The sequence below is a fragment of the Acinetobacter sp. LUNF3 genome, assembly GCF_022699605.1.
Classification (GTDB): Bacteria; Pseudomonadota; Gammaproteobacteria; order Pseudomonadales; family Moraxellaceae; genus Acinetobacter; species Acinetobacter johnsonii.
This window is the reverse complement of record NZ_CP093968.1, coordinates 2,793,117-2,818,711: the sequence shown is the minus strand read 5'-3', so window position 1 is coordinate 2,818,711 and position 25,595 is coordinate 2,793,117. Positions and strand designations below refer to the sequence as shown.

Sequence of the window (25,595 nt, the reverse complement as noted above, 5' to 3'; positions counted from 1 at the left end):
TGCAAACTCATAGGAATAAGAATGAAAATATTATTAAAGGTTGTGCTGTTGAGCAGCGGTTTATGTTTGGCAGGACTTGCACAAGCGTCGGAAGTGCTAGAAGGTGCGATGAAATCTTTGGCGAAAAACTCAAAAGCTTTTAATCAAGCCAAGACTGCCACAGAGGCGAATACCGCATTAACTGAAATGCAAAAAGCTGCGGCAACCGCCAAACAAAACAAGCCTGACCGTTTGGTGAAACAACCAAAAGACAGTGTTAAAGTGAAACAATATGAACAAAAGTTTGATGCATTAACCCAAGAAATTGAACATGCTCAACATTTGCTACAGGCAGGGAAACTTGCGGAAGCCAAACAAAGTTCAGCCAAGTTTGAGGCTATTAAGCAGCAAGGCCATAAAGCATTTAAATAATTCAGTACAATAAAAAAGACCGCAAAAGCGGTCTTTTTATTGTTCGAAGGGCTTAAAGTTTTAAGCTTGACCTTCAACAGCGGCTGCTTGAGCACGCTGCATATTTGCTTCGAACTCAGCATCAAAGTTAATTGGTGTAAGCAACAATTGTGGGAAACTGCCTTTAGTCACCATATCATTCACCGCTTCACGAAGGAACGGGAACAAGATGTTCGGGCAATATGCACCTAAGATGTACGGAAGACGTTCTTCTTCAACACCATCTACAAGGAAAATACCTGCTTGAGTAACATCGACAATAAACGCCGTGTCACCTGCATTGTTTGCTTGTACAACCACTTTAAGTGAAACTTCGTAGTGAGTTGGATCAACTTTTTCAGCAGAAGATGACAAGTTGATGTTCAACTCTGGTTGCCATTCTTTGGTAAAAACTTGCGCCCCAGGGACTTCAAAAGAAATATCTTTTGTGTAAATACGTTCTAAAGCAAGTTGTGGTTGAGCTTCACTCATTTTCTAATCCTTAATATGCTGAGCTAATTATGCCAATAGTTGGTCGAGTTTGCCTTCACGCTCTAAAGCATAAAGTTGATCAAAACCACCAATAAATTGGTCATCAATAAAAATTTGTGGAACCGTACGGTGATTGGTGCGTTGCATCAATTCAATGCGGACTTCTGGCGCTTCTTTAGATAAATTAATTTCTTTATATTCGACGCCTTTACGCTCAAGGAGCTGCTTTGCGCGAACGCAATATGGACATACAGTCGTTGAGTAAATAGTGACTTGAGCCATGAGTTTCTCCTTGTGCGAATTATTTAGCTTTAACCAGTGGTAAGCCTTGAGCCTTCCAGTTGCTAATCCCGCCATCTAAACGATAGCTGTCAGTATGTGCAACTTGTTGTAAAGCGGTACCTGCCACTTGGCCTAAGTTACAGATGAACACGAGTGGACGATCTGCAGCTTTTAACTCTTCAGCATGTTTTGTAATTTGGCTGTAGGGAATGTTGCGACTTCCACTGATATGACCTTCACGGAAATCTTTGGCATCACGTAAGTCAATCAACATGGCATTTTTAGCTTTCACTAAAATACCTAAAGATTGTGGTGAAATTTTGCGACCATTGCGTTGTCCTTCTAGTACGAAAAACAAAACAACCAATACCGCAAGTGTTCCAAATAAGAAGGGGTGATTCCCCATAAACTCGAACCAACGTTCCACAAGTCACCTAAATTACAATTCAAAAATTGCTAGAGAGTATAGCTCATAAAATATGGTGATCAAAATCACCGCTTCAAGGGCTAAGGTTGAATAAAAATTAATTTTTTTGCTGAGCTTCAGCAATTTCATCAATCAGACGTAAATAGCTGTCTAAACGGCGCGTTAAAATTTCACCATTTGCCGCAGCTAAGCGTAAAGCGCATTGTTTTTCATGTTTATGGGTGCAGTTACGGAACTGACAGTAGCCCAGCAAGTTTTCAATTTCAGGAAAGCCGCGTTGCACTTTGTCCGCATCTAAGTGCCATAAACCAAACTCACGAATTCCTGGTGAGTCAATCAGCGAAGCGCCTTCACCAAAACCAATCAAACGGGTAGAGGTCGTGGTGTGCTGCCCTAAGGCGGAGTTTTCAGAAATCACATTGGTTTTTTGTGCAGCGTCAGGCACGATGGCATTAATCAGGGTGCTTTTGCCAACACCAGACTGGCCAACAAAAGCCACTGTTTCATTTTTTAAACGCTGAGTCAGTGCGGTTAAATCGCCATCAGCTTGGGTTTGCATCACTTCATAGCCTAAGGCTTGATATTCCGCAATCAACGCTAAAATCGGGTCATTGTCTTTGAGCAAATCGGTTTTGTTCAGCACTAAAAGTGCTGGAATGTTGGCATCGGCACAGGCCACCAAATAACGGTCAATCAAACCTGGTGCAGGCTCAGGCAGTGGCGCAAACACAATCACAATCAGACTGATATTGGCCGCGACAGGTTTTACTTTATGGTAACGGTCTGGACGAGTCAGTAGTGACTGACGTGGCTGTATGGCATTGATGATCCCGAGCCCTGTATTTGGGTCGGCTTGCCATTTGACACGATCACCTGTGACCAGTAGTTCGAGGTTGGTGCGTGTATGACAGCGCCAAATACTGCCGAGTTCAATCGGTTTCCAAAACGGCTCAGGTTCACCTGCTTGTACCGTCGGTTTGATGGGATGTGGATCTGGAGTCGTAAGGGCTTGCACTTCAAGCTGACGGCCGTAGTGTTGTACCACCAAGCCTTCTAAATCATTTGAAGTGTCGATATCTTCTTGACGTGTTTGCTGTTGTTTCTGAATGCGACGTTGTTGCTGTTCAGTTAAACGACGTTTACGAATTAAAGCCATTCATATCCTAAAAAACCATGAATTCAAGATGGCAAAAATAGCACGAAGCAGGGTATCAGTTACAGCATCGAAGCAATTAATTTGCTACTATCATCGTTTTTAAGCCGAATAAGATTGCACATTTATGAGCAGCACCGCTGATACGCGTTTGATTTGGATTGACCTTGAAATGACAGGTCTCGATACTGATAATGACCAAATTATTGAAGTTGCTACAATTGTGACGGATGATAACTTAAATATTTTAGCTGAAGGGCCTGTGCTTGCTGTACATCAGCCAGACCGTGTACTGAATGCAATGGATGAGTGGAACACCCGTCAACATGGTCAATCAGGCTTAATTGAACGTGTACGTCGCAGTAAATTGACTGCGCAAGATGCGGAGCAGCAAACTTTAGAATTTCTAAAGAAATGGGTCAATCCAAAAAGCTCACCGATGTGTGGCAATTCAATCTGCCAAGACCGCCGTTTTTTACATCGTTTAATGCCTGAAATGGAACAATATTTCCATTATCGTAATTTAGATGTGTCTTCGGTAAAAGAGTTGGCAAAACGCTGGCGTCCAGAAATTATGAGTGGCTTGAAAAAGAATGCTTCACACTTAGCGATGGATGACATTCGTGATTCGATTGCGGAACTGAAGTATTATCGTGAATACTTTTTTATTATGAATAAATAAGTAGTAAAGAAAGAGGCGTTAGCCTCTTTTTTATTGAAATCGAATAGAATAGAGCTGAGGGTGTTTGTGTAGAAAAAAGAAACACTTTTTTGCTATACAAGTTTAAAACACGCTTTATGATAAAGTAAATTAATTAAATTATAACAAAGAGTTGAGTTATGCAAAGTAATAACCCTATTTTGAACCGCGTGGAAACACATGCGGACTATAGTCAACCGATGACTGTTCAAGGTGCTATTCAGAAGTCTGTATTACTTACAGTGATTGCAGCTGTGGTCGGTATGGCACTATTTTTATACTGTTTCATGACCTTAAATATTTCGCTGGCCTATGCTGCAACCTTAGTCGGGGCAATTGGTGGTCTGATTCTAGGTTTAATTGCGACCTTTAAACCAAATACTGCGCGTACCCTTGCCATTCCGTATGCCTTGTTTGAAGGTGCTTTTTTAGGTGGGGTGTCGGTTATCTTCCAATTGAAATATCCGGGTGTACCTTTACAAGCGTTGTTGGCAACTTTTGTCACCACTTTAGTGATGTTTGGTTTGTATCGTTTTCAAATTATTCGTGCCACTGAAAAATTCAAATCGGTAGTGATGTCAGCATCAATTGCCATCGCGATTGTCTTTGTGGTGCAGATGGTCATGCGTTTGGCTTTTGGTTCAAGTATTCCATTTTTATTCGAAAACAACTTATTAGGTCTAGGTTTTGCCGCTTTTGTTGCAGTGATTGCATCACTGAACTTAATTCTAGATTTTGATTTGATTGAAAGTGCTGCGGCACAACACGCTCCGAAAGCGATGGAATGGCTGTGTGGTATTGCGCTACTAGCAACTTTGGTGTGGATGTACTATTCATTCCTACGTCTACTCAGCATGCTGCGTGGCGATGACTAATCGCCCTAGTTTTAACAAATACGCCCCTTCATTGGGGCGTATTTGTTATTGAATGTTGATGAATTGAAAAAAGGCGCATTATGCAATTTCGGTTTCAACTTAAACTTGGCATTATGCAGATAAATTATTTTGAGTGAGAGTCACATGGCACAAGGACTATTGGCTGGAAAGCGTTTTTTAGTAGCAGGTATTGCAAGTAAATTATCAATCGCATTTGGTATTGCTCAAGCGCTTCACCGTGAAGGCGCGGAGCTTGCGTTTACTTATCCAAATGAAAAACTGAAAAAACGTGTAGATGAATTTGCAGCACAATTTGGCTCAACGATTGTTCTACCATGTGATGTGGCTGTCGACGCTGAAATTGAACAAACTTTTGTTGAATTGGCAAAACATTGGGATGGTTTAGACGGTGTGGTGCATTCGATTGGTTTTGCGCCTGCGCATACCTTAGATGGTGACTTTACCGATGTAACGGATCGTGATGGTTTTAAAGTGGCACATGACATCAGTGCATATAGCTTTATTGCTATGGCGCGTGCTGCGAAGCCATTGCTTTTAGTTCGTCAAGGTTGCTTATTGACCTTGACTTACCAAGGTTCTGAGCGTGTGATGCCAAACTACAACGTGATGGGTATGGCGAAGGCATCATTAGAAGCGGGCGTACGTTATTTGGCTTCAAGCTTGGGTGCAGAAGGGATTCGTGTGAATGCGATTTCAGCAGGCCCAATCCGTACTTTGGCGGCATCAGGTATTAAATCGTTCCGCAAAATGTTAGACGTAAACGAAAAAATTTCACCACTTAAACGTAATGTGACCATTGAAGATGTGGGGAATGCTGCATTATTCCTTTGCTCACCTTGGGCAAATGGTATTACGGGTGAAATCATGTATGTCGATGCAGGTTTCAATACTGTGGGGATGAGCCCAGACTTGATGCTCGATGACTAATTAGATTGATTCAAATCATATGACAAAGCCGCTTTTATAGCGGCTTTGTTTTTAGAAAAAACTTAATTATGTAGAGAAAGTCTGTCTGATAGCAGCCCATTGTTAAGTTTTATCTGCATTTTCGAAAAAGTAGTCATAATATTTTCTCGCCACTTCCTCTGGACCAAGTGCTACATCAATAAGCATTTGAAGAGCCCATACTGGACCTGGTGTCACCTGATCTAAGTCAAGATCTTCAGGGTAAGCTTCTGGGGTGATTGCCATTTCTAAGTTTTCAAACCACCAAATTTCGATTTTATGTAGTAGTCCGATCATCTCATTGAATGCCTCCGTTACATCAAAGTCGACACCTGATGAGGCAAAGGTAAGCATTTCGTGAGCTAAGGTATTACGGCATCTTTTAATATGCTCGAATCTCTCTAAGTCATTATCGTCAATGGCATCCATATCTTGCAACCATTTCAATGATGCATAGAGAGGACTTCTATTGAGTGAAAGTACCTTTTCTTTATATTCTGGATCAACAATCATTCCATTTTCATTGAATCCATTTGTAAAGAAGCTCTCAATTTTTTCGATAATACTACTTTTGAGCATTTCGAAAGCCATTGAAAATATTGATGCAGTAATAATATTCGTTTTAAGTGTTTTGGGATGAAGTGCTCGTTCCCAAGACGCCTTAACTTTTTCATCCATATTCGATCTCTATAAAGAAATTTATTACTGTTATACATATGATATATTTCTATCACTATTAGAAATATATTAAAAATAAACTGACGGATATAACTAATCATTTGTCATCGAATATTTTATATGCTAATAAATCCTAGTTTTTGTTGAATTAAAATTCTAAAGATAATGTCGATAAAAATATAATTTTTAGCTTTCGGGGTAGGTTAAAGCGTGAAAAAAATAACAGTTGTTTTTGGATTAGTCACTCTTCTTTCACTTCAAGGTTGTGCCGCAGTGATGGCGAGTAACCAGCCGCATAAAAAGAATTTGACTGTTTTAGAGGTTGGAAAGCATCGTAACTATGTGATTTCTGAATTGGGTGCACCAGTTACCTCAGAAACCATCAATGGAGAGCGTAAAGAGATTTATACTTTCCAACAGGGCTACTCAAAAGCAGCTAGAATCAGCCGTACGTTATGGCACACGACTGCGGATATTGCCTCGATTGGTCTATGGGAAGTGATTGGCTCTCCAGCCGAGATGTATTTCGATGGTCAGCAACTTTCGTATGAAGTTGTTTTTGATGATCAAGACAATATTAAACGTATTCACCAGATCCAGAATAATCCAGATCTGGTGAAAGAATAAGAGAATAAAGCAATAGTGCTAGGGCTATTGTTTTGGTAGTTCTTTTACAGGACTTCCACCCAAGGCTTGCATCAACGTCACATAGGCGTTGTATTGGCTTTGTTTGGTATTGACCAATGTTAAGCGCGCAGTACGCGTGGTTTCTTGTTGATCCAACAAGGTTTTTAAAGCCACGGCACCATAGCGATAACGCACTTGGGTCAAACGCTCCACTTTCTCAGCAAGCTCTAAATTCCGCTGTTGCAATTGCACTTGTTGACTCAACTCAGTTCGCGCAGACAGTGCATTTTCCACATCGGCAAAGGCTTGGTACAAGGTTTGACGATATTGCACGATGGCTTTTTCATAGTCCAATTGACTAATCGCAAGGTCGCGTTTCATGTCGTTATATTGCAAGAACGGTAGACTTAAACTTGCGCCTAAGGTTAGGGCAGGGTTTTTGAGCAGTTGGGTGAGTGAGGTACTGCTTGAACCAAGATTCCCAGTCAAGCTGATCGAAGGATAATAGCTTGCCGTGGTGGCATCTTTGGTCGCTAAACTCTCACGTAAACGTAGCTCAGCCGCTTTTAAGTCTGGACGGCGCGATAAAATGTCGGCAGGTAAACCCGCAGTAATACTAGGCAAAGCTAATCGTGGTAAACGCTGAGGTTCATCAATACTCAACTGCTGTACAGGCATATGTAGTAACACGGCAATTGCGGTACGGGTCTCGACCAAGCTTTGTTGAATTTGACTTAGACTGGCTTTTTGACTTTGTACGGACTGTTCAGCTTGAGTTAAGTCCAGTCCTGATACAGCACCAGCTTGATACTGAACTTTAACCAGATCGTAGAGTTTTTGTGAGGTCGCAAGGCTTTGCTCGGCAGTTGTACGGCTTTCATTATAATAGGCCAACTGCCAATATAACTTCGCCGTGGTGCCAATTAAGCTTTGAGCAGTGGCTTGTAAATCTTGCTCAGTTGCCAGTGCTTCCCATCTCTTTGCTTCAGTTTGACGGGCCAATTTACCAAATAAATCGACTTCATAACTTAAGCCAGCACCCAAAGACAGACCACTTGAGCTGTCATTGCCTGAGTTTAAGTCAAACTGATGGCCTGTAGACACCGTAGAGTTCACCCGTGGCTTTTGCTGATTCTCAGCCAGTTCTGCTTGTAAGCGCGCTTGTTTTAAGGTCATCCCTGCAACGGCCAAATCAGCATTTTTTGCGAGCACAGCATCGACCAGTTGATTGAGTTGTGCATCGCCAAATAACGTCCACCATTGATCGGCATACAGGGCTTGTTGACGTTGTTGTGAGGTTGCTTTGTCGTATTGAAACTGAGTCGGCGTCTGTACTGCTGGTGCTTGATAAGGGGTTTTAACCACAGCTGCACAGCCAACCAAAGTGCTGCCAAGCAGCATCGCGGTACAAAGGCGCGTTAATAAAAAAGGCATATTTTTTCCTTATTCTCTGGCAAGTGCTGCAACAGGGTCGAGTTTGGCTGCATTTTTTGCAGGCAAGAAACCAAACACCACACCAATTAAAGTCGAGCATACAAATGCGGCGATAATAGACGTGGTTGAGTAGGCAACCCCAAAATTACCCCCAGCAAATTTTTGAATGATTTGTCCTAGACCCAGCGAGAGCAATACCCCTAACACCCCACCAATCAGGCAGACTAAAATGGCTTCAATCAGGAACTGCTGCAAAATATCACTTTGACGCGCACCCACTGCCATTCGAACCCCAATTTCTTGCGTCCGTTCGGTCACTGAGACCAACATAATGTTCATTACACCAATACCGCCCACCACCAAAGAAATCACGGCAATTGCGGAAACCAGCAGAGTCATGGTACTGGTGGTCTTTTCAATGGTTTGGCGAATACTGTCACTGTTCATGGTGAACACATCTTGTTGACCATGACGCAAGGTGAGTAAGTTCACAATTGCGTTTTCAGCCGCGCTGGTGGAGTACTTATCGTTGATTTGCACCACGATATTACGCACATTACTTTGACCGAGCATACGACTCATGACCGTGGTGTAGGGCATATATACATTCAACGTATCATCGGAACCCATAGCGCTGGTTTGTGGTTCGACGACACCAATAATTCGTGCAGGGACACTGCCCAAAAGTACGACCTGCCCAATCGGACTGCTACCATCACTAAAAAACTGTTTTTGTGTATTGGTGTCAATGACCACGTCTTGGGTGCGGTCACGGACGCTCCGCTGGTCAAAGGTTTGTCCATTTTTGAAGGTCAGGCCTTTCACTGTGAAATAATCGCCACCGACACCATTAATGGTGGCATTGGCTTCACTTTGTTGATAGCGAATGGTTTTAGATGAACTCACCATTGGACTAACCGCACTCACATACGGTTGGGTGGCGAGCGCTTCAGCATCGGCAGGAACAAGAGTTTTAAAGTTGGCCGTTTTGGAGTTATCACCAAAACCGCGACCTTGGAACACCGTAATGGTGTTGGTGCCTAAACTGCTGATGTTACTTAAAATCTGCTGTTGTGATCCATTTCCTAAAGCCACCACTGTCACGACGGAGGCAATCCCGATAATAATACCAAGCATGGTCAAAAAGGTTCGCATGCGGTGTGCATTCATCGACAAAAGTGCCATACGGAAGGCTTCACCTAAACGGTCGAGCAGGGAACGCCATGCGGAAACACTTTTATTTTTTTCTTGCTGGGCAGAAATCGCAGTTTCTGCATCAGGGTCACTGTGTAGTTCAGTGTCGTGCTCAGGTTGATTGACACGGTCTGCAATGATTTGGCCATCGCTGATCTCGATAATCCGCGAGGCATTTTTCGCCACTTGCATATCGTGGGTGACCAAAATAATGGTATGGCCTGCGGCATTTAACTCACGCAAAATCCGCATCACCTCCACGCCACTATGCGAGTCTAGGGCACCTGTCGGTTCGTCAGCGAGAATGACATCACCGCCATTCATCAACGCACGTGCAATGGAGACACGTTGTTGCTGCCCCCCAGAAAGTTGACTTGGACGGTTTTGAGTTTTATTGCCCAGTCCCAATTCTGTCAGTAAAGCAGTGGCACGTTGTTTCCGTGCATATGGTGTTGCCCCTGCATAAACCGCAGGGACTTCAACATTACCTTCTGCGGTTAAGTCACCTAGAAGATGGTAACGCTGGAAAATAAAACCAAAATACTCACGACGTAATTCGGCCAATTGATCAGGTTCGAGTTTACCAGTTTCGCGACCATTGACCTGATAACTTCCTGAGGTTGGGCGGTCGAGACAGCCCAAAATATTCATCAGGGTCGATTTACCTGAACCTGACTGGCCGACAATGGCAACCAATTCACCTTCGTAAATGGTTAGATCAATGCCTTTGAGAATTTGGACAGTACTTTCGCCAGCTGGAAACTCTCGCACCAAATTGCTGACTTCAAGCAAGGCTTTTTTGGTCATGCTTACATTCCCATTGGTGGACTGTTACGACGGCGGTTGCTGCTATTGGCAGAAGCCGCAGAGTTTTCCGAACTGTCTGCAATCACCACTTGATCGCCTTCTTTTAAGCCTGCAAGCACTTGTGCATTGACGCGGTTATTGATCCCCACCAAAATTTGTTTGGGTTGAGCTGAGCCGTCCGTTTGTAAGACACGAACCACGCTCAGCGTAGCTTTGCCTTCTTTAACCAATTGTTGTTGTGTTGCATTTAAATTCAGACGTTCAAGACGTGGACCTTGAGGTCGGTCTGGGTCCGATTTGCTTTGTGTCGATGACGCAGCTTGCGTATTTGAACCACTGTTACGCTTTGCATTTGCAGGGCGAGTGGAAATCGCAGAAGAAGGGACTAATAACGCATTTTTTGCAGAATCGAGCACGATGTAGACTTGTGCAGTCATATCAATACGTAGCTTGCCATCATGGTTGGGTACATCAAATAGAGCATTGTAGTAAATTGCGGTGCTGGTTGATGTGCTGGTGGTACTTTCATCGGTAATCGAGTCTGGTGCAGGCTCAACTTGACGTAGGCTGGCATAACGCTTGCTGTCATCACCTAAAGTGGTGAAATACACCTGTTGGCCTTTTTCAACTTTCATGATGTCGGCTTCACTGACCTGCGCTTTAATGGTCATATTTTGTAATTTTGCAATTTTAACAATGGTCGGTGCACTTTGATTGGCGTTTACCGTTTGACCTTCCTCAGTCACGATCGCCACCACGGTACCATCAGTCGGTGCCACGATGCGGGTATAACCGATATTGGTTTGTGCGGTCGACTTGGTTACTTTTGCAGATTCAATCTGTGCATCAATGGCTTTAATTTGTGCTTGTGCTGTTTTATAGCTGGCCTCAGCCGATTCTAATTCTGCTTTTGACGTGGCATCTTGTGCATACATTTGTTGTTGACGTTTATATGCCAGTTGCGCCTCATTAAGACTGGCTTCTTGTTGTAGACGCTGCGCTTGCAAATTTTTAATATTGGCTTCTGCTGTTTTGAAGCTGTTTTCTTGGGTGGTTGAATCAATCTGAGCAATCAATTGACCTTGTTTAACTTCATCGCCAAGTTGCACATACATTTTCTGTACTTGACCTGAGACCTGTGCGCCGACACTCACCAGTTTAGTTGCATCTAAAGTACCTGTCGCCAATACCGTATTTTCAAGATCACCACGAGTGACCGATTCGCTAATATACTGTGGTTGTTCTTGTTTTGGTTTGAAATATGTCCACGCGACATAAGCAAGTACGGCAAAACACAGTACCGCGATAACCATTTTGACAGCTTTTATTTTTTGCATTGGAATCAGGGAGTAAACAGAATTGCAGATAGTATAAAAGCGAAATACGGATAAATCGTGAATTTTTTGAACAAATAGAAATGATTATTATTTTAAAAAGACTCGTTGCGGTAATTTAAGCGGGAAAGAGTGACTTTCCACACAGCGTTGCAATGGCTTGCATCACGACATGTTCAGCATTTTCATGCCCCAAACCTTTAATCGAAGCATCAATGCGAAGCAGGAGACTGGGCCACGTTAAAAAGCACTGCGGATTCAGTCGACGTAAGGCGTGTTGATAGACGCTGACTTTATTCTTCCAAATCCCCAGTTGCAGTGCATTTTGCGGTTGCTCAAACAGTTGCATGAGTAAACGCATTTCTTTACTGATACTCCACAAAATCAGACTGAGGGGTTCACCTGAGGCAATTAGGTATTGGTAAATTTTAATGGATTGCGCCAAATTGCCTTCGAGCAGAGCATCACTTAAATCGAAAGTACTATAGCGGGACTGATCTTGTAAGCAGGCATGTAAATGATCAATCTGAATCAGCTCAACCTCGGCAAAGGTGTCGCTGACACGCATTAAGCTATTTTTAGCTGCGAGTAAGTTGTGTTCATGGTGTTGTTCTAACCACTGCCATGCATCCTGACTCAGTTTAACCCCAAGCTTATCTGCTTCAATGCTTAAAATCTGCTGACGGTCACGCGGATAATTCGCGGTCAGGGCAACATGTACTCCATTGGCTTCAACCGTTTGGAAAAAGCCCGTTTTTAGGCTGGCGCTGTCCTGTTTTGGCATTACCACCAAAAGCAAGTTTTGTTCATTGGTTTGGATATAGCTTTTTAGCAACTTTAAGGCGTTAGCATCGGGCTTAATATTGCCATGAACTTCAATGGCAAGCTGACTTGAAAATAAGGACAAGCTATTGAGTGCATTAAAGACATTTTTCCAGTCATTGACATTGTTGATGTCATGCCGTTGTCGTTCAATCTCTTGCTTTTGCCAACTTGCTCGAAAGGCATCCAGTAAATTTTGCTCAAGCAATGGTTCTTGACCTTGCATAATCCACGCGCCGCGAGCTTCATCGACACGTTTTAAGGCTTGCAAATAGTCAAGTTTCATTGTTAATAAACCTTACTGCTGTGCAGGTGGTAGACGGTTCGATGAAATCTGACGCACAATTTGCTGTGCGACATCATCCACGATGACTTGATTCAAATAGTTTTTCTCTTGGTCATCGGTATTGACGGTTTCAACGTTGTATTGATAACTACGCGTTGCAACTACGGTGCGTGGTTCAGTGATTGGACGGCCTTGGGCATCTTCGATACGGAAGGTGACATTGAGGCGTAGTAATACTTCAATCAGTTTACCGTTCAGCTCTAAACGCTGTGGTTTATAGTCTAGCACGCGAAGCACATAGGCATCTGAACCACTGCTCAACTGTACACCCGACGCACCCAAATAAATGGCCAATTTTTCATGCAACTCATCGGTGTTCTTCGGAAGCACCAAATTCATTTTTGAATAAGCAATCGGTGTTGCGCTTGGATTGGTGCCTTTTAAATGAAAGCCACACCCGACCAAGCCAGCACTTAGGCCACAAGTTAAAACAATAGCTGCCAAACGTTTGCCTAAATGCATGTGTTGTCCTCTGTTTGCTCTTTTTGATAAAAGAAAAATAATATGTCGTGATTGTATGTGCAAAGCCCGTTGACTGGCAACGGGCTTTGTTTGGGTTTTGTTTATCGTTTTCAGTTCCTTCTCCCTTAGGGATGAGGGGAATTTACCTCTCCCTAGCCCTCTCCTTGAAGGAGAGGGAACTTAAGAAGGCGTTTTAAAGCTTTTTAAACCACCAAATTCACTAATTTATTTGGCACCACAATTTCTTTCTTGGTTGGACCTGTCAAGAATTGTTGAACTTCTGGTAATGCTTTAGCCAGTGCAAGCAATTCATCTTTCGATGTATCGACAGACACTTCTAGTTTGCCACGCAGTTTACCATTCACTTGAACCACAATCGTTTGCGTATTGCGTGTGAGAGCAGATGCGTCCACAGTTGGGAACAACACGCTGGTTAAGTCCAGTCCAAATTCAGCCAATAAAGTTTGGCTTAAATGTGGTGCAAATGGCGCAAGTAAAGTTAAAAGCGTTGTAATCGATTCACGAGCAACCGCAACATCATTATCATTTTTCACTTCAAACTTGTTGTTCGCATTTAACAGTTCCATCATCGCTGCAATAGCCGTGTTAAAGGCATGGCGGCGTTCGATGTCATCACCCACTTTTTGGATGGTTTCATGCGTTTTACGACGTAAGTCTTGTGCTTCTGTAGACAGTTGAGCAGTATCAATTGCAGAAGCAGCATTACCTTTTTCAAGGAAGCTTGCAACCAAACGCCATACACGTTTCAAGAAACGGTTTGCGCCTTCCACACCCGCATCAGACCATTCAAGAGATTGATCTGGTGGAGCAGCAAACATCATGAACACACGTGCCGTATCTGCACCGTACTGATCAATAATAGCTTGCGGGTCGATACCATTATTTTTCGATTTCGACATTTTCTCTTGGCCGCCCACAATCACGTCCTGACCATCACCTTGGTATTTCGCAGACAGAATACGACCTTTTTCATCACGTTCGAGGTCGATATCCGCAGGGTTAAACCAAGTTTTCTTACCTGATTCAGCTTCACGGTAATAAGTGTCTGCCAAAACCATACCTTGAGTTAACAAGTTGGTAAATGGTTCATTGCCTTGTACTACGCCTTCATCACGCATTAGCTTATGGAAGAAGCGTGCATAAAGTAAGTGCAGAATCGCGTGTTCAACACCACCGATGTATTGGTTTACAGGAAGCCATGTTTGAGCAGCTTCAGGTTTAACTAAACCATCAGTAAAATCAGGAGATGCATAACGTGCATAGTACCAAGATGACTCTACAAAGGTATCTAAAGTATCGGTTTCACGACGTGCGTCGCCACCACAGCTTGGACAAGAGGTTTGATAAAACTCAGGCATCTTGTTTAATGGGTTACCCGAGCCATCAGGTACGACATTAGTTGGTAAGACCACTGGAAGTTGCTCTTCAGGTACAGGAACCTGACCACATTTTTCACAGTTGATCATTGGAATTGGGCAACCCCAATAACGCTGACGCGATACACCCCAGTCACGTAAACGAAACTGAACTTTGGTGCTTGCAAGAGTTGTTGGTTCTAATTTTGCAAGGAACGCATCATAAGCAGCTTGGAAGTCTAAACCGTCAAATTCTGCTGAATTGACCAATTTACCTTCTTTAGAGCCGTACCATTCTTGCCATTGTGCAGCATCAAAGTCTGCATCTTCTGCACCTTGAGCATCAATGACTTGTTTGATGGTTAAGCCATATTTATTGGCAAATTCAAAATCACGTTCGTCGTGTGCAGGTACAGCCATGACTGCGCCAGAACCATAAGACATCAACACGTAGTTGGCAATCCAAACAGGAACTGCTTCGCCAGTGACAGGATGCTTCACAGACAGACCTGTTGCCATGCCTTTCTTTTCAGCCGTGGCAAGGTCAGCTTCAGCCACAGAACCCATACGGCATTCTTCAATAAATGCTTTTAAAGCATCATTGCTTTCAGCGGCTTTCAGCGCCATTGGATGTTCTGCTGCAACTGCAACATAAGTCACACCCATTAAGGTGTCAGCACGTGTTGTAAATACTGTTAAGCCATCTGCATATACGTCAGGATTTGCAGAAGGGAAGGTAATATCCATCCCTTGTGAACGACCAATCCAGTTGCGTTGCATGGTCAAGACTTGCTGTGGCCAACCGTCTTTTAATGTGTCTAAATCGTCTAATAATTCTTGTGCATAGTCGGTGATGCGGAAGTAGTACATTGGAATATCACGTTTTTCAACCAATGCACCTGAACGCCAGCCACGACCATTTTCAACTTGTTCATTGGCCAGTACCGTCTGATCCACAGGATCCCAGTTTACTGTTGAAAGTTTGCGGTAAATAAGGCCTTTTTTATAAAGTTGCACGAACAACCACTGTTCCCAGCGGTAGTACTCAGGGGTACACGTTGCAAATTCACGATCCCAATCGACGGATAGACCTAATTTTTTTAATTGGTCACGCATATATGCGATGTTTTCAAAGGTCCATTTCGCAGGTGCAACTTGGTGTGCAATCGCAGCGTTTTCAGCAGGTAAACCAAAAGCATCCCAACCCATAGGTTGCAGGACAGTTTCCCCTTTAAGGCGGTGGAAACGGCTGATGACATCACCAATGGTGTAGTTACGCACATGACCCATATGCAGTTTGCCACTTGGATAAGGGAACATCGAGAGGATATAACGACGTGGACCTTCTACAGAGTCGGCAACTTTAAAGGCTTTACGAGCTTCCCAGTCTTGTTGGACGGTAGGTTCAATCGCGCTCGCTTGATATTCAGGGTCAATGTGAGTAGTCATATACGTATGTAGAACAATGGTTAAAAAGTTTGTTGCACAGCATAGCGCAAAATGCACCTAAAAGTGAATTTTGCGCCTGAGATAAATTATAAAATGCAGTAGTCTCAAAATAATGAGAATTACTTCATGAGTTAGCGTAGAGAAAGTTGTTATCTATTCGATTGTACTTCAGCAGGGCGAGCTTGTTGTCCACGTTCAAGTGCTTCATTCGCTTCACGTCGTTGATTTTCTAAATCAACTGCTGGTGCTGCTGGGGCAGCGCTTGGTACAGCATTGGGGGGAGCTGGTACGGTATTTGGCATATTGGCAGGTGGAGGTGCTTCCGATGACGCAGCTTGTGGCGAATTTTTCCAACCATAGGTATCGACTTTGCCTTTTTTCTTTGCTGTTTTGGGTGGAGGTGTCGTGGTGTAATGTGTCGAGCCTTGGCTATCAACCCACTTATAATACGTCTTGGCAAAGCTTTGTGTACTGCCCATTGCAAGCCCCATCCCCACCAAACATGCTGCCATTTTTGCAAACTGAATACTCATCTACCATTGTCCTTTTTATATCCGTAATCATTGGATTTTATCGGGTTTATCGTTGTCGTTATTTTATGCCAATTTTAGAACAATAAGCATTGTTTGATGCATTTTTTCATCTGTGTTTTTGAAATATTTTGCAGGTCAAATCCTCAGTTTAATGCGTGAAATATGCGTTATGGCACAGTATGAAAATAAGAAGGTTATGCTAAAACCTGATGAACAAATGCTGATCTATATTTAAAACTGAAAAAATCTGAGATAGATGTTGGATTTAAATTTGGGTGAATATCTTATTAAACTTATTTATGGGTTTTATTATGTTTTTTTATTAATAAATTCAGTGAAATAGAAATCTATTTGTTTTTGCACTAAAAAACCAAGAAAAAGCAGCTCAGTTTTCTTTGTCCGTGATGAATAAAAAACAAACGCTCTGTAAATAAACAAAAAAAAGCTAATTTTTAAACTTGACTTTAGTCACGAAACTCCTAAAAATGCTGTCTTGAGTTTTATATGCCTTTACTCGATCACCCTTCGATAAAGTGTCATTTCATGCAATGGACACGCTTTCTAGCCGAGACCGTGAACAAAGTAAAAAAATGTGTTTATCCCAACACGTTTTAGATCTCATATTGCTCAAACAGCATACAGATCAGAATTTTTTCCTATTGCTATGAAAACTAAGAAATATGTGTGCTATAACAGTGCAGACAATCAATGAATGAAACACTGCTGGTGCCTTCCACCATTGCAGTGATAAAGATTAGGGTGAATCACGTTGGAACTTTTATCTGGTGGTGAAATGCTCGTTCGCGCATTGGCGGACGAAGGCGTTGAACATGTATTTGGATATCCAGGCGGCGCAGTTTTACATATCTACGACGCGTTCTTTCAACAAGACAAAATCAATCATTACCTCGTGCGCCATGAACAAGCTGCTGGCCATATGGCAGATGCTTACTCACGCGTAACAGGTAAGACGGGTGTGGTCCTCGTGACTTCAGGTCCGGGTGCAACCAATACTGTGACTCCAATTGCAACGGCTTATATGGACTCAATCCCAATGGTGATTTTGTCAGGTCAGGTTGCGTCACATTTAATTGGTGAAGATGCATTCCAAGAAACAGATATGGTCGGTATTTCTCGTCCGATCGTAAAACATAGTTTCCAAGTGCGCCATGCCAGCGAAATTCCTTCGATTATTAAGAAGGCATTTTATATTGCAGCTTCAGGTCGTCCAGGTCCAGTTGTGGTCGATATTCCAAAGGATGCAACCAATCCTGCTGAGAAATTTGCTTACGAATACCCAGAAAAAGTGAAGATGCGTTCGTATCAACCGCCGCATCGTGGTCATTCAGGTCAAATTCGTAAAGCGATTGAAGAGCTGATTCATGCTAAACGTCCTGTGATTTATTCAGGCGGTGGCGTGGTTCAAGGTAATGCTTCTGCACAGTTAACTGAACTGGCGCACATTTTGGGCTTCCCAGTAACCAATACCTTGATGGGGCTTGGTGCATTTCCAGGCAATGATCCGCAGTTTATTGGCATGTTGGGTATGCATGGTACCTATGAAGCCAATATGACCATGCACAATGCTGATGTGATTTTGTGTATCGGTGCGCGTTTCGATGACCGTGTGACGAATAATCCAGCAAAATTCTGTCCAAATGCCAAAGTGATTCATATTGATATCGACCCTGCGACGATTTCAAAAACCATCATGGCGCATATCCCGATCGTGGGTGCGGTAGAACCTGTCCTTCAAGAAATGTTGACACAGTTGAAACAAATGAATGTGTCTAAACCAAATCCTGAAGACATGGCTGCTTGGTGGGCGCAAATTAATGAATGGCGTAAAGTTCATGGTATGCGTTATGAGTCTGGTGCAAACGGCGTAATGAAACCACAACAAGTGGTGGAAGCGTTGGATAAAATCACCAATGGTGATGCGATCATTACTTCTGACGTAGGTCAGCATCAAATGTTTGGTGCGAACTATTACAAGTATAAACGTCCACGCCAATGGATTAACTCAGGTGGCCTAGGCACCATGGGTGTTGGTTTACCCTATGCGATGGCGGCGAAATTGGCTTTCCCTGACCAACAAGTGGTGTGTATCACAGGTGAAGCATCGATTCAGATGTGTATTCAAGAGCTTTCGACGTGTAAGCAATATGGCCTAAACGTAAAAATCCTCTGCTTGAATAACCAAGCTTTAGGGATGGTGAAGCAGTGGCAAGATATGAACTATGAGGGACGTCACTCAAGTTCTTATATTGATTCATTGCCTGACTTTCCTAAATTAATGGAAGCCTATGGTCATGTTGGCATTCAAATTGACCATGCGGATGAGCTAGAGTCGAAGCTTGCTGAAGCAATGGCGATCAACGATAAATGCGTATTTATTAATGTGATGGTTGACCGTACAGAGCATGTTTATCCAATGCTTATCGCAGGTCAGTCAATGCAAGATATGTGGTTAGGTAAAGGGGAGCGCACGTCATGAGACACATTATCTCTGTACTTGTAGAAAACGAAGCTGGTGCGCTTTCTCGTTTGGTGGGTTTATTCTCTCAACGTGGTTATAACATTGAGACTTTAAATGTTGCACCAACCGAAGATCCGACCTTATCTCGTTTGACGTTAACGACTTATGGCGATGACCATAAAATTGAACAAATCACCAAACAGCTCAACAAATTGGTTGAAGTGGTGAAAGTGGTTGACCTGTCTGAAGGTGCGCACATTGAGCGTGAGTTGATGTTGATTAAAGTCAAATCACTTGGCTCGGCACGTGCTGAAATCAAAAGAACTGCGGACATTTTCCGTGCGCAAATTGTTGATGTCACCCCAACGACTTACACCATTCAAATCGCGGGTACGACTGAAAAAATTGATGGTTTTATTGATGCACTCGCAGAGAACACCATCCTTGAAGTTGTACGCTCAGGTGTTTCAGGCATCGCGCGTGGCGAAAAAGTTTTAACCATTTAATTAATTAACACGATTCAACCTCCTTTTGAGAAAGAGGAGGATTTCATCAAACAATAAACCCCTTGATGGAATTACAGAATACCAAGCATTTTAGCGGAGACAGCAATGCAAATTTTTTACGATAAAGACTGCGACTTATCTATCATCCAATCTAAGAAAGTAGCGATCATTGGTTACGGTTCACAAGGTCACGCACACGCGCTTAACCTTAAAGATTCTGGTGTAGACGTAACTGTAGGCTTACGCGCTGGTTCTACTTCTTGGAAAAAAGCTGAAAATTCAGGTCTTAAAGTTGCTGAAGTTCCTGCTGCAGTTGCTCAAGCTGACGTTGTCATGATCTTGACTCCAGATGAGTTCCAATCACAACTTTATCGTGACGTGATCGAGCCAAATATCAAAGAAGGTGCAACGTTAGCATTTGCTCACGGTTTCTCTGTTCTTTATAACCAAGTGGTTCCACGTGCTGATTTAGACGTGATCATGGTTGCTCCAAAAGCACCAGGCCATACTGTACGTTCTGAATACCAACGTGGTTCAGGCGTTCCTGACTTAATCGCGATTCATCAAGATGCGTCTGGTAATGCACGTAACCTAGCACTTTCTTATGCTTCAGGCGTAGGTGGTGGTCGTACAGGTATTATCGAGACTTCTTTCCGTGAAGAAACTGAAACTGACTTATTTGGTGAGCAAGCAGTTCTTTGTGGTGGTGCAGTAGAACTTGTGAAAATGGGCTTCGAAACTTTGGTTGAAGCAGGTTATGCGCCTGAAATGGCTTACTTTGAATGCTTACACGAACTTAAGTTAATCGTTGACTTAATGTTTGAAGGTGGTATCGCGGATATGAACTATTCAGTGTCAAACAACGCTGAATATGGTGAGTACGTAACTGGCGTTGAAGTAATCAACGAACAGTCTCGTGAAGCGATGCGCAATGCACTTAAACGTATTCAATCTGGTGAATATGCAAAAATGTTCATTAACGAAGGTGCGTTGAACTACCCATCAATGACTGCGCGTCGTCGTCAAAACGCAGCGCATGGTATTGAGGTAACAGGTGGTAAGTTACGCGCGATGATGCCTTGGATTCAGGCAAACAAGATCGTCGATAAAGAAAAGAACTAAGGTTACGTTACGTGCCTTTAAAAAAGGGAAAACAATGCTTTCCCTTTTTTTTCGTACCTTAGATTTAAGCAAACAAAATTGTAGATAAAAAAGAACTAAGTTTCTAATCTAGCTTATTTTAAGTAATAAAACCCTGCTTCGGTAGGGTTTTTTATTGATCTACTATCATGTTTTATGTAGGGCAAAGCTATTAATTAAAAAAATGTGAGTATAAATAGGGCCATGATATGGCTATCGGTACACAGCTATAAGTTGATCTTACCCGTGTTCAAAATCGTTATATGGAGTCAACGAGAATTCCATTTCAGTGCTAGATATATGGGCAGCATATATTGTCAAAAAACTATTGGATTAATAACGTATCCATGGGGTTTATTGCAATAAATGAAACTCTCAAAAAAGTGTACCTATCATTACGTTTGGGTTTTTAGTGTGAGTTTTTGATTTCTAAAATAGTAGGTCATGTAAATTTAAGGCTTGATTATGTGATTTTAGTCATATTGTTCAATCACTGAAATTGGGTAAATAGCATGTGAATAAACTTTGAATTTTAGCGAGATGATCGACCTAAATTGAATAATTAGTAGAAATGTAAAGTAAAAAAAAGATGGAAAATGGATTTTTTAGCGGGTTAAGAAATTATTCACCCAAATATGTAATTAAATGTAAATTTGAAATATTGAAAATTTCTAAGATAAAACAGAGATCTATTTAAAATATAAAAAAGCACTAAAATTGTGCATCACTGAAAGTAGTGTAACTATTTTCAGGGATTTATTAAATTAATTAATAAATAAAATGACAATAAAAACAATATATTAATTTTACTTTGTTGAGATTTTAAAGTTGGGTCTCTATTTGAGTGAAAAAGGCTGCATAGATGGTTTTTTATACAGAACAACTAGAATAAAAACACGCTTAAGAAAAGCTTGGTAGCCAAACAAGGTCCAGTTTAATTAAGGGTGATCATAACAATTAATCAGTTTTAAAAGAAAAATCTCGGAGAGTCGCTATGAATAAATTACTACAAGCATCGCTAGTTGCAACGCTAATGAGTGCAGGTTCTACAGCCCTTTATGCAGGTAATAACTGGGGGAACTGTACTTCTGTAGGTTGTGAAAAAGATATTCCTATTAAATTAGAAATCCCTAAAAAATGTGAAGTAAGCGGTGGTGGTGCAATTACCTTAAGTAAAAAAGGTGGAACTCAGAGTTCAACCTACACTGTGCGTAGTAATACCCACTATACGCTTAACATTCAAACAGCAAACGCTGGTATAAGTGACACCACTTATGTGAAACATGAAGATGATGGTAGTGTTCGTGTACCAACAACAATTGTTACAAATAAAACAGGCGGTGGTGTAATTCCATTCGGTAATTCAAATCACAATGGTCTAGCTGATGATGTATACTCTGTATCTGTTACAAATGCAGCAGTAAGTGCCTTCCAACGTGCGGGTACATACAACGATACTTATAAAATTAAAGTTTACTACTAATCTGGTCAAACTAAGCCTAACTTGATCACAGTATCAGGTTAGGTTTTTTAAAATTATAATAAGGGGTGTAACATGAATAAAATAATAACGATTTTGGTGTCTTCGATGTTTTATATGTCGGGAACACATGCTGGTGTTTCAGTTGACCCAGTCCAAATGTATATTCAAAATCCCGCAAAGCAAAGAACAACAACATTAACCCTAGAATCTAAAGATGAGACAGAAAAGCGAATTTTTGAAGTTAAAGCATTTAAGTGGACTCAAAAAGACAATGGCGAAAATGTGCTTGAGCCTGACAATAGTTTAATTATTAACCCTAAGAATTTTATTTTACAAGCCAATGGCAAGCAAACCATTCGTGTCGGTTTTAATCGTCCAGTAGAGTCGGTTTTAGAAGGGCAACAAGAAGGGACATGGCGTGTGATTGTTGATGAAATTCCACAGGCTGTAAAAGAATCTTCAGTAAATTTTCTGGTCAGCTTTAATTTACCCCTCTTTGTTGGTAAGCAAGAAGATGTTAAACTCAAATTTAATGTGGAAAATAATAAACTCGTTGTTAAAAATAACGCGAATTCCCATATTCAAATTGCAAATTTGAAGATTGTCGATGCTAATAAAAAAGAAGTTTTTAAAACGGAGACTATGAGTTATTTGCTTGCAAATAAAAGCACGTCCTATGATTTAAACAATACACGAATATCAAATCCTAAAAATTATTATGTTCAATTGTTTACTGATAAGAACGATAAAATGGTGGAACTCAAATTCTCGGATTAGTCTGAGGTGGGGAGTTTATGATGAATACGAAAATAAGAATACTTATCGTTATTCATATTTTTTTTGCACTAAATGTGAATGCCAGTGAAGCTGTGCTGGAAGAAAATATTGCAAATTTATGGATTAATGATTTAGATCATCATACGGATGTTGCCTTATTAAAGCAGGGCGATCAATATTATCTTGAATGTCAGGTACTGGCAGAACGTCAAATTTCAACTGCGCAATTAAAAACCTTAGCTTCGCGACCAGAATTCTGCTTGGTGTCATCAAGTAGTGTTCAGTCAACTTTTGATGATTCATCGCAATCCATTAAACTCACGATTCCAACAGAACTTTTTGAAACGGACTTTAATGCATTAAACAATAGCATCATTCCTGAAAAGGCCAGTTTTGGCGGTTTCATAAATTATGATTTTCTTTATGCAACTAGTAATTCTAATAACTCTTATAGTGGACTGATGGAGTTAGGGGTTTTCAAAGATTATTGGATCATGAAAAACTCGATGTTGTATCAGAATACCCCCACAGATGAGCGAGTGGTTCGCTTAAGTAGTAGTGTCGATTTTGAATTTCCTGAACACATGACCCGCTTAACGGTAGGGGATACTACAACTACATATAACCCTTTGATTAATTCTTTACGTTTTGCAGGTTTAAATTGGGGTACGAATTACACTGAAAGACCGAATTTTGTGTACTGGAATATGCCAAGTTTACAAGGGAGTGCGCGCGTTCCTTCTACTGTTGATTTATATATAAATGGCGTAAATATTTATAATCAGAAGGTGAGCCCTGGTGATTATAACTTACTGATGGGGGCACAAATCCAACAAGCTGGTAATGCGCAAATTGTAGTTGAGGATGTACTCGGGAATCGAAGTGTACAAAGCTTTCCTATTATGGTGACCAATAGACTATTACGATCTGGTTTGAATGAATATAGTGTTGCAGCAGGTAAACTTCGTTATAACTATAATTTGGATAGCAGTGATTATAGGGACTTCTTTGTGAATACTTATTTTCGCAGAGGTATGTCAAACTCAACAACGTTAGGAAGCAATTTATCTTACAGTAAAGATATACAAAATATAGGGTTCATGTGGACACAAGCGATTAGTAATATTTTTGTTCTCGATAGTGTTGTTCTTGCTTCTCATGATGATGAAAACCAATTTAATTATTCCTATGGGTTATCCGCAAGTAAAGACTTTGGTCGATTTTCAATGGGGGCGAGTTCAAAATATACAGAAAAAGATTTTAAATTTTTAGGAGATGAGTTAGGTGCCAATTCTAACTATCCGAAGTTTGAAAATCTTGCATATTTTGGTATGAGTAATGTGCCCTATTTACATAATCTAAATATTAACTATGTAGAACAAAAATACTATGAAAATCCTGAGTTTCCTAATAGTAACCAAAAGGTAATAAATGTTGGGTTTAATCGGAATTTTGGTCGTCGAATTTCATTTGGTTTAAGCTATTTCAACTCTTTTGGTGACAGGAAAGACTCAGGCGGCATTCTTTCACTTAGCTACAGTTTTGATAATAAGTCCGTTTACTTTAGTCAATCAGCTGACCAAAATACAAACCTCCAGTTAGTGAAATATGACTCCAATCAAGTCGGGTTCGATTATTCTCTTGGCGTAAACCGTCGTAGTGAAGACACGATGTTTAACTTTAATGGTGTTGTTAAAACAGACGTAGGAGATTTAGATTTCTATCATGTGCAAGGTCGTGAAGATCGTGAATCACAGTTAAATTATCGAGGAGCAGTTGTTTGGTTGGGTAATAAAATCAGTTTTACTAAAATGGTTGATAACGCATTTACTCTAGTCAAAGTAGGGGATTATCAAGATATTGATATTTTAAGATCGCTGACCTATGTTGATAAAACCAATAAAAAGGGGTATACCTTTATTCATGATGTTATTCCTTATGTTAAATACGACATTGCATTTGATCAAAATCAACTACCTATCGAAGATAAAATACAGTATTCAAGCAAACAATTAACAGCTTTAAATCAACGCGGTTATATCATCAATTTCCCAGTATTCCATGCGAAACAAGTCACTGTTAAGCCAGTAGATAGTAACAATCGGTCTTTTGCTGCTGGTTCGGAGCTTTATATTGATAACAATGGTGAAGGAGAGGTTTATCCGATTTCTACCGATGGTAGCGTAACGCTTTATGGTTTGATTCCGGGAACATATAAGATACAAATTAAAACTAAAGAAGCACGCAGTTGTTCGGCAGAACTTACAATTACAGATACTAAGAATGATGACAACTCATCAGTACTAGATCTTCAGTGTAAATAAATGGAGTAGAGCCATGAAACTGAACATTATTATACTGCTGTTTTGTGTAGCGGCCACCCCAATAGCTTATGCAAAACAGTGTCAAATTGAGCGTTTAACTTCAAGCCAGTTGAATCTAAGTTCATCGTATCTTAGTCAAGCTGCAACCTCTTTCTCAGTGGCTTGTGATAGTAATTACGCGATTAAATTCAATTCGCGTAATTTAACTAATGCAACAGGGAGTAGTTATTTAGTCAATGAGAAAAACTATAAATTGAGAACTCAAATGAATATTTCAGGAGCAAGTGCATCACGTTGGAATAGCCCTATTGCTCAACCAGCAACTGAGCAAAATAAGTTTGTAGTCTTGGTGCAATTGATGGAACGCCCAACTGCCTTAACCCCAGCAGGTGTGTATAAGGATAGCTTGTATATTAATTTGATGTTTTAAATTTTAGGCCTTTAAACTATTAATATGTAAAAAGATACCTACTAATCATAGGTGTCTTTTTATTTGATTG

General features: G+C 41.2%; 24 protein-coding genes. 12 read left to right on the top strand and 12 right to left on the bottom strand.

Going from position 1 to position 25,595, the window contains the following annotated elements:
* Positions 1-21: 21 nt before the first annotated feature.
* Positions 22-411: a cytochrome b562 gene (locus MN200_RS13685; protein ID WP_242759653.1), complete on the top strand. Its 390-nt coding sequence runs from the start codon at positions 22-24 to the stop codon at positions 409-411.
* Between the two features lie 60 nt (positions 412-471).
* Here MN200_RS13685 and secB read toward each other — a convergent pair whose 3' ends face one another.
* From secB to rsgA, 4 genes are all read right to left on the bottom strand, one after another.
* Positions 472-921: a protein-export chaperone SecB gene (gene secB, locus MN200_RS13680; protein ID WP_004697631.1), complete on the bottom strand. Its 450-nt coding sequence runs from the start codon at positions 919-921 to the stop codon at positions 472-474.
* A 27-nt stretch (positions 922-948) separates the two neighbouring features.
* Entirely contained in the window at positions 949-1,203 is a 255-nt protein-coding gene (gene grxC, locus MN200_RS13675; protein WP_004697632.1) for a glutaredoxin 3, read from the bottom strand.
* Positions 1,204-1,222: 19 nt separating this feature from the next.
* Complete coding sequence (locus tag MN200_RS13670; protein ID WP_004697633.1) at positions 1,223-1,630, bottom strand: rhodanese-like domain-containing protein; 408 nt, start codon at positions 1,628-1,630, stop codon at positions 1,223-1,225.
* 97 nt (positions 1,631-1,727) lie between these two features.
* Positions 1,728-2,786, bottom strand: a complete 1,059-nt coding sequence (rsgA, locus tag MN200_RS13665; RefSeq protein ID WP_004983468.1) for a ribosome small subunit-dependent GTPase A — start codon at positions 2,784-2,786, stop codon at positions 1,728-1,730.
* 124 nt (positions 2,787-2,910) lie between these two features.
* On the opposite strand from rsgA, the gene orn reads away from it, so the two are divergent.
* The 3 genes from orn (at position 2,911) to MN200_RS13650 (ending at position 5,306) form a co-directional block, all read left to right on the top strand.
* A complete protein-coding gene (gene orn / locus MN200_RS13660; protein WP_004697635.1) occupies positions 2,911-3,465 on the top strand; it encodes an oligoribonuclease in 555 nt (184 codons plus the stop codon).
* Positions 3,466-3,623: 158 nt separating this feature from the next.
* Complete coding sequence (locus MN200_RS13655; RefSeq protein ID WP_004697636.1) at positions 3,624-4,358, top strand: Bax inhibitor-1/YccA family protein; 735 nt, start codon at positions 3,624-3,626, stop codon at positions 4,356-4,358.
* Between the two features lie 144 nt (positions 4,359-4,502).
* Entirely contained in the window at positions 4,503-5,306 is an 804-nt protein-coding gene (locus MN200_RS13650; RefSeq protein ID WP_004697637.1) for an enoyl-ACP reductase, read from the top strand.
* Positions 5,307-5,408: 102 nt separating this feature from the next.
* On the opposite strand, the gene MN200_RS13645 is transcribed toward MN200_RS13650, so the two are convergent.
* Positions 5,409-6,002 carry a hypothetical protein gene (locus MN200_RS13645; protein ID WP_058870316.1) on the bottom strand — a complete coding sequence of 198 codons (594 nt, stop codon included), beginning with the start codon at positions 6,000-6,002 and terminating at the stop codon, positions 5,409-5,411.
* 210 nt (positions 6,003-6,212) lie between these two features.
* Between MN200_RS13645 and MN200_RS13640 the strand changes: the two genes are divergently transcribed.
* Complete coding sequence (locus MN200_RS13640; protein ID WP_058870315.1) at positions 6,213-6,629, top strand: hypothetical protein; 417 nt, start codon at positions 6,213-6,215, stop codon at positions 6,627-6,629.
* A 24-nt stretch (positions 6,630-6,653) separates the two neighbouring features.
* Here MN200_RS13640 and MN200_RS13635 read toward each other — a convergent pair whose 3' ends face one another.
* From MN200_RS13635 to MN200_RS13605, 7 genes are all read right to left on the bottom strand, one after another.
* Positions 6,654-8,063: an efflux transporter outer membrane subunit gene (locus MN200_RS13635; protein ID WP_058870314.1), complete on the bottom strand. Its 1,410-nt coding sequence runs from the start codon at positions 8,061-8,063 to the stop codon at positions 6,654-6,656.
* A 9-nt stretch (positions 8,064-8,072) separates the two neighbouring features.
* Positions 8,073-10,064, bottom strand: coding sequence for a MacB family efflux pump subunit (locus MN200_RS13630; RefSeq protein ID WP_058870313.1), 1,992 nt, complete (start codon positions 10,062-10,064; stop codon positions 8,073-8,075).
* A 2-nt stretch (positions 10,065-10,066) separates the two neighbouring features.
* On the bottom strand, positions 10,067-11,401 hold the full coding sequence (locus MN200_RS13625) for a MacA family efflux pump subunit (protein ID WP_058870312.1): 1,335 nt from the start codon (positions 11,399-11,401) through the stop codon (positions 10,067-10,069).
* 115 nt (positions 11,402-11,516) lie between these two features.
* Entirely contained in the window at positions 11,517-12,506 is a 990-nt protein-coding gene (holA, locus tag MN200_RS13620) for a DNA polymerase III subunit delta (protein ID WP_058870311.1), read from the bottom strand.
* A 12-nt stretch (positions 12,507-12,518) separates the two neighbouring features.
* The gene (gene lptE, locus MN200_RS13615) at positions 12,519-13,028 is read right to left on the bottom strand and encodes an LPS assembly lipoprotein LptE (protein WP_058870310.1); all 510 of its coding nucleotides are present in this window, start codon (positions 13,026-13,028) and stop codon (positions 12,519-12,521) included.
* 203 nt (positions 13,029-13,231) lie between these two features.
* Positions 13,232-15,853: a leucine--tRNA ligase gene (leuS, locus tag MN200_RS13610; protein ID WP_114392683.1), complete on the bottom strand. Its 2,622-nt coding sequence runs from the start codon at positions 15,851-15,853 to the stop codon at positions 13,232-13,234.
* A gap of 149 nt (positions 15,854-16,002) precedes the next feature.
* Positions 16,003-16,386: a DUF4124 domain-containing protein gene (locus tag MN200_RS13605; protein ID WP_058870308.1), complete on the bottom strand. Its 384-nt coding sequence runs from the start codon at positions 16,384-16,386 to the stop codon at positions 16,003-16,005.
* 769 nt (positions 16,387-17,155) lie between these two features.
* Between MN200_RS13605 and MN200_RS13600 the strand changes: the two genes are divergently transcribed.
* From MN200_RS13600 to MN200_RS13570, 7 genes are all read left to right on the top strand, one after another.
* A complete protein-coding gene (locus MN200_RS13600; RefSeq protein WP_058870307.1) occupies positions 17,156-18,883 on the top strand; it encodes an acetolactate synthase 3 large subunit in 1,728 nt (575 codons plus the stop codon).
* Positions 18,880-19,371 carry an acetolactate synthase small subunit gene (gene ilvN, locus MN200_RS13595; protein WP_004697653.1) on the top strand — a complete coding sequence of 164 codons (492 nt, stop codon included), beginning with the start codon at positions 18,880-18,882 and terminating at the stop codon, positions 19,369-19,371. The genes MN200_RS13600 and ilvN overlap by 4 nt, the downstream gene beginning before the upstream one ends.
* A 105-nt stretch (positions 19,372-19,476) precedes the next feature.
* Positions 19,477-20,493, top strand: a complete 1,017-nt coding sequence (gene ilvC, locus MN200_RS13590) for a ketol-acid reductoisomerase (RefSeq protein WP_004983494.1) — start codon at positions 19,477-19,479, stop codon at positions 20,491-20,493.
* A 1,012-nt stretch (positions 20,494-21,505) separates the two neighbouring features.
* Entirely contained in the window at positions 21,506-21,994 is a 489-nt protein-coding gene (locus MN200_RS13585) for a hypothetical protein (RefSeq protein ID WP_201701624.1), read from the top strand.
* A gap of 72 nt (positions 21,995-22,066) precedes the next feature.
* Positions 22,067-22,771 carry a fimbria/pilus periplasmic chaperone gene (locus MN200_RS13580; RefSeq protein WP_201701623.1) on the top strand — a complete coding sequence of 235 codons (705 nt, stop codon included), beginning with the start codon at positions 22,067-22,069 and terminating at the stop codon, positions 22,769-22,771.
* A gap of 20 nt (positions 22,772-22,791) precedes the next feature.
* The gene (locus tag MN200_RS13575; RefSeq protein WP_242760543.1) at positions 22,792-25,095 is read left to right on the top strand and encodes a fimbria/pilus outer membrane usher protein; all 2,304 of its coding nucleotides are present in this window, start codon (positions 22,792-22,794) and stop codon (positions 25,093-25,095) included.
* 13 nt (positions 25,096-25,108) lie between these two features.
* Positions 25,109-25,525, top strand: a complete 417-nt coding sequence (locus MN200_RS13570; RefSeq protein WP_004983505.1) for a hypothetical protein — start codon at positions 25,109-25,111, stop codon at positions 25,523-25,525.
* Positions 25,526-25,595: the final 70 nt, after the last annotated feature.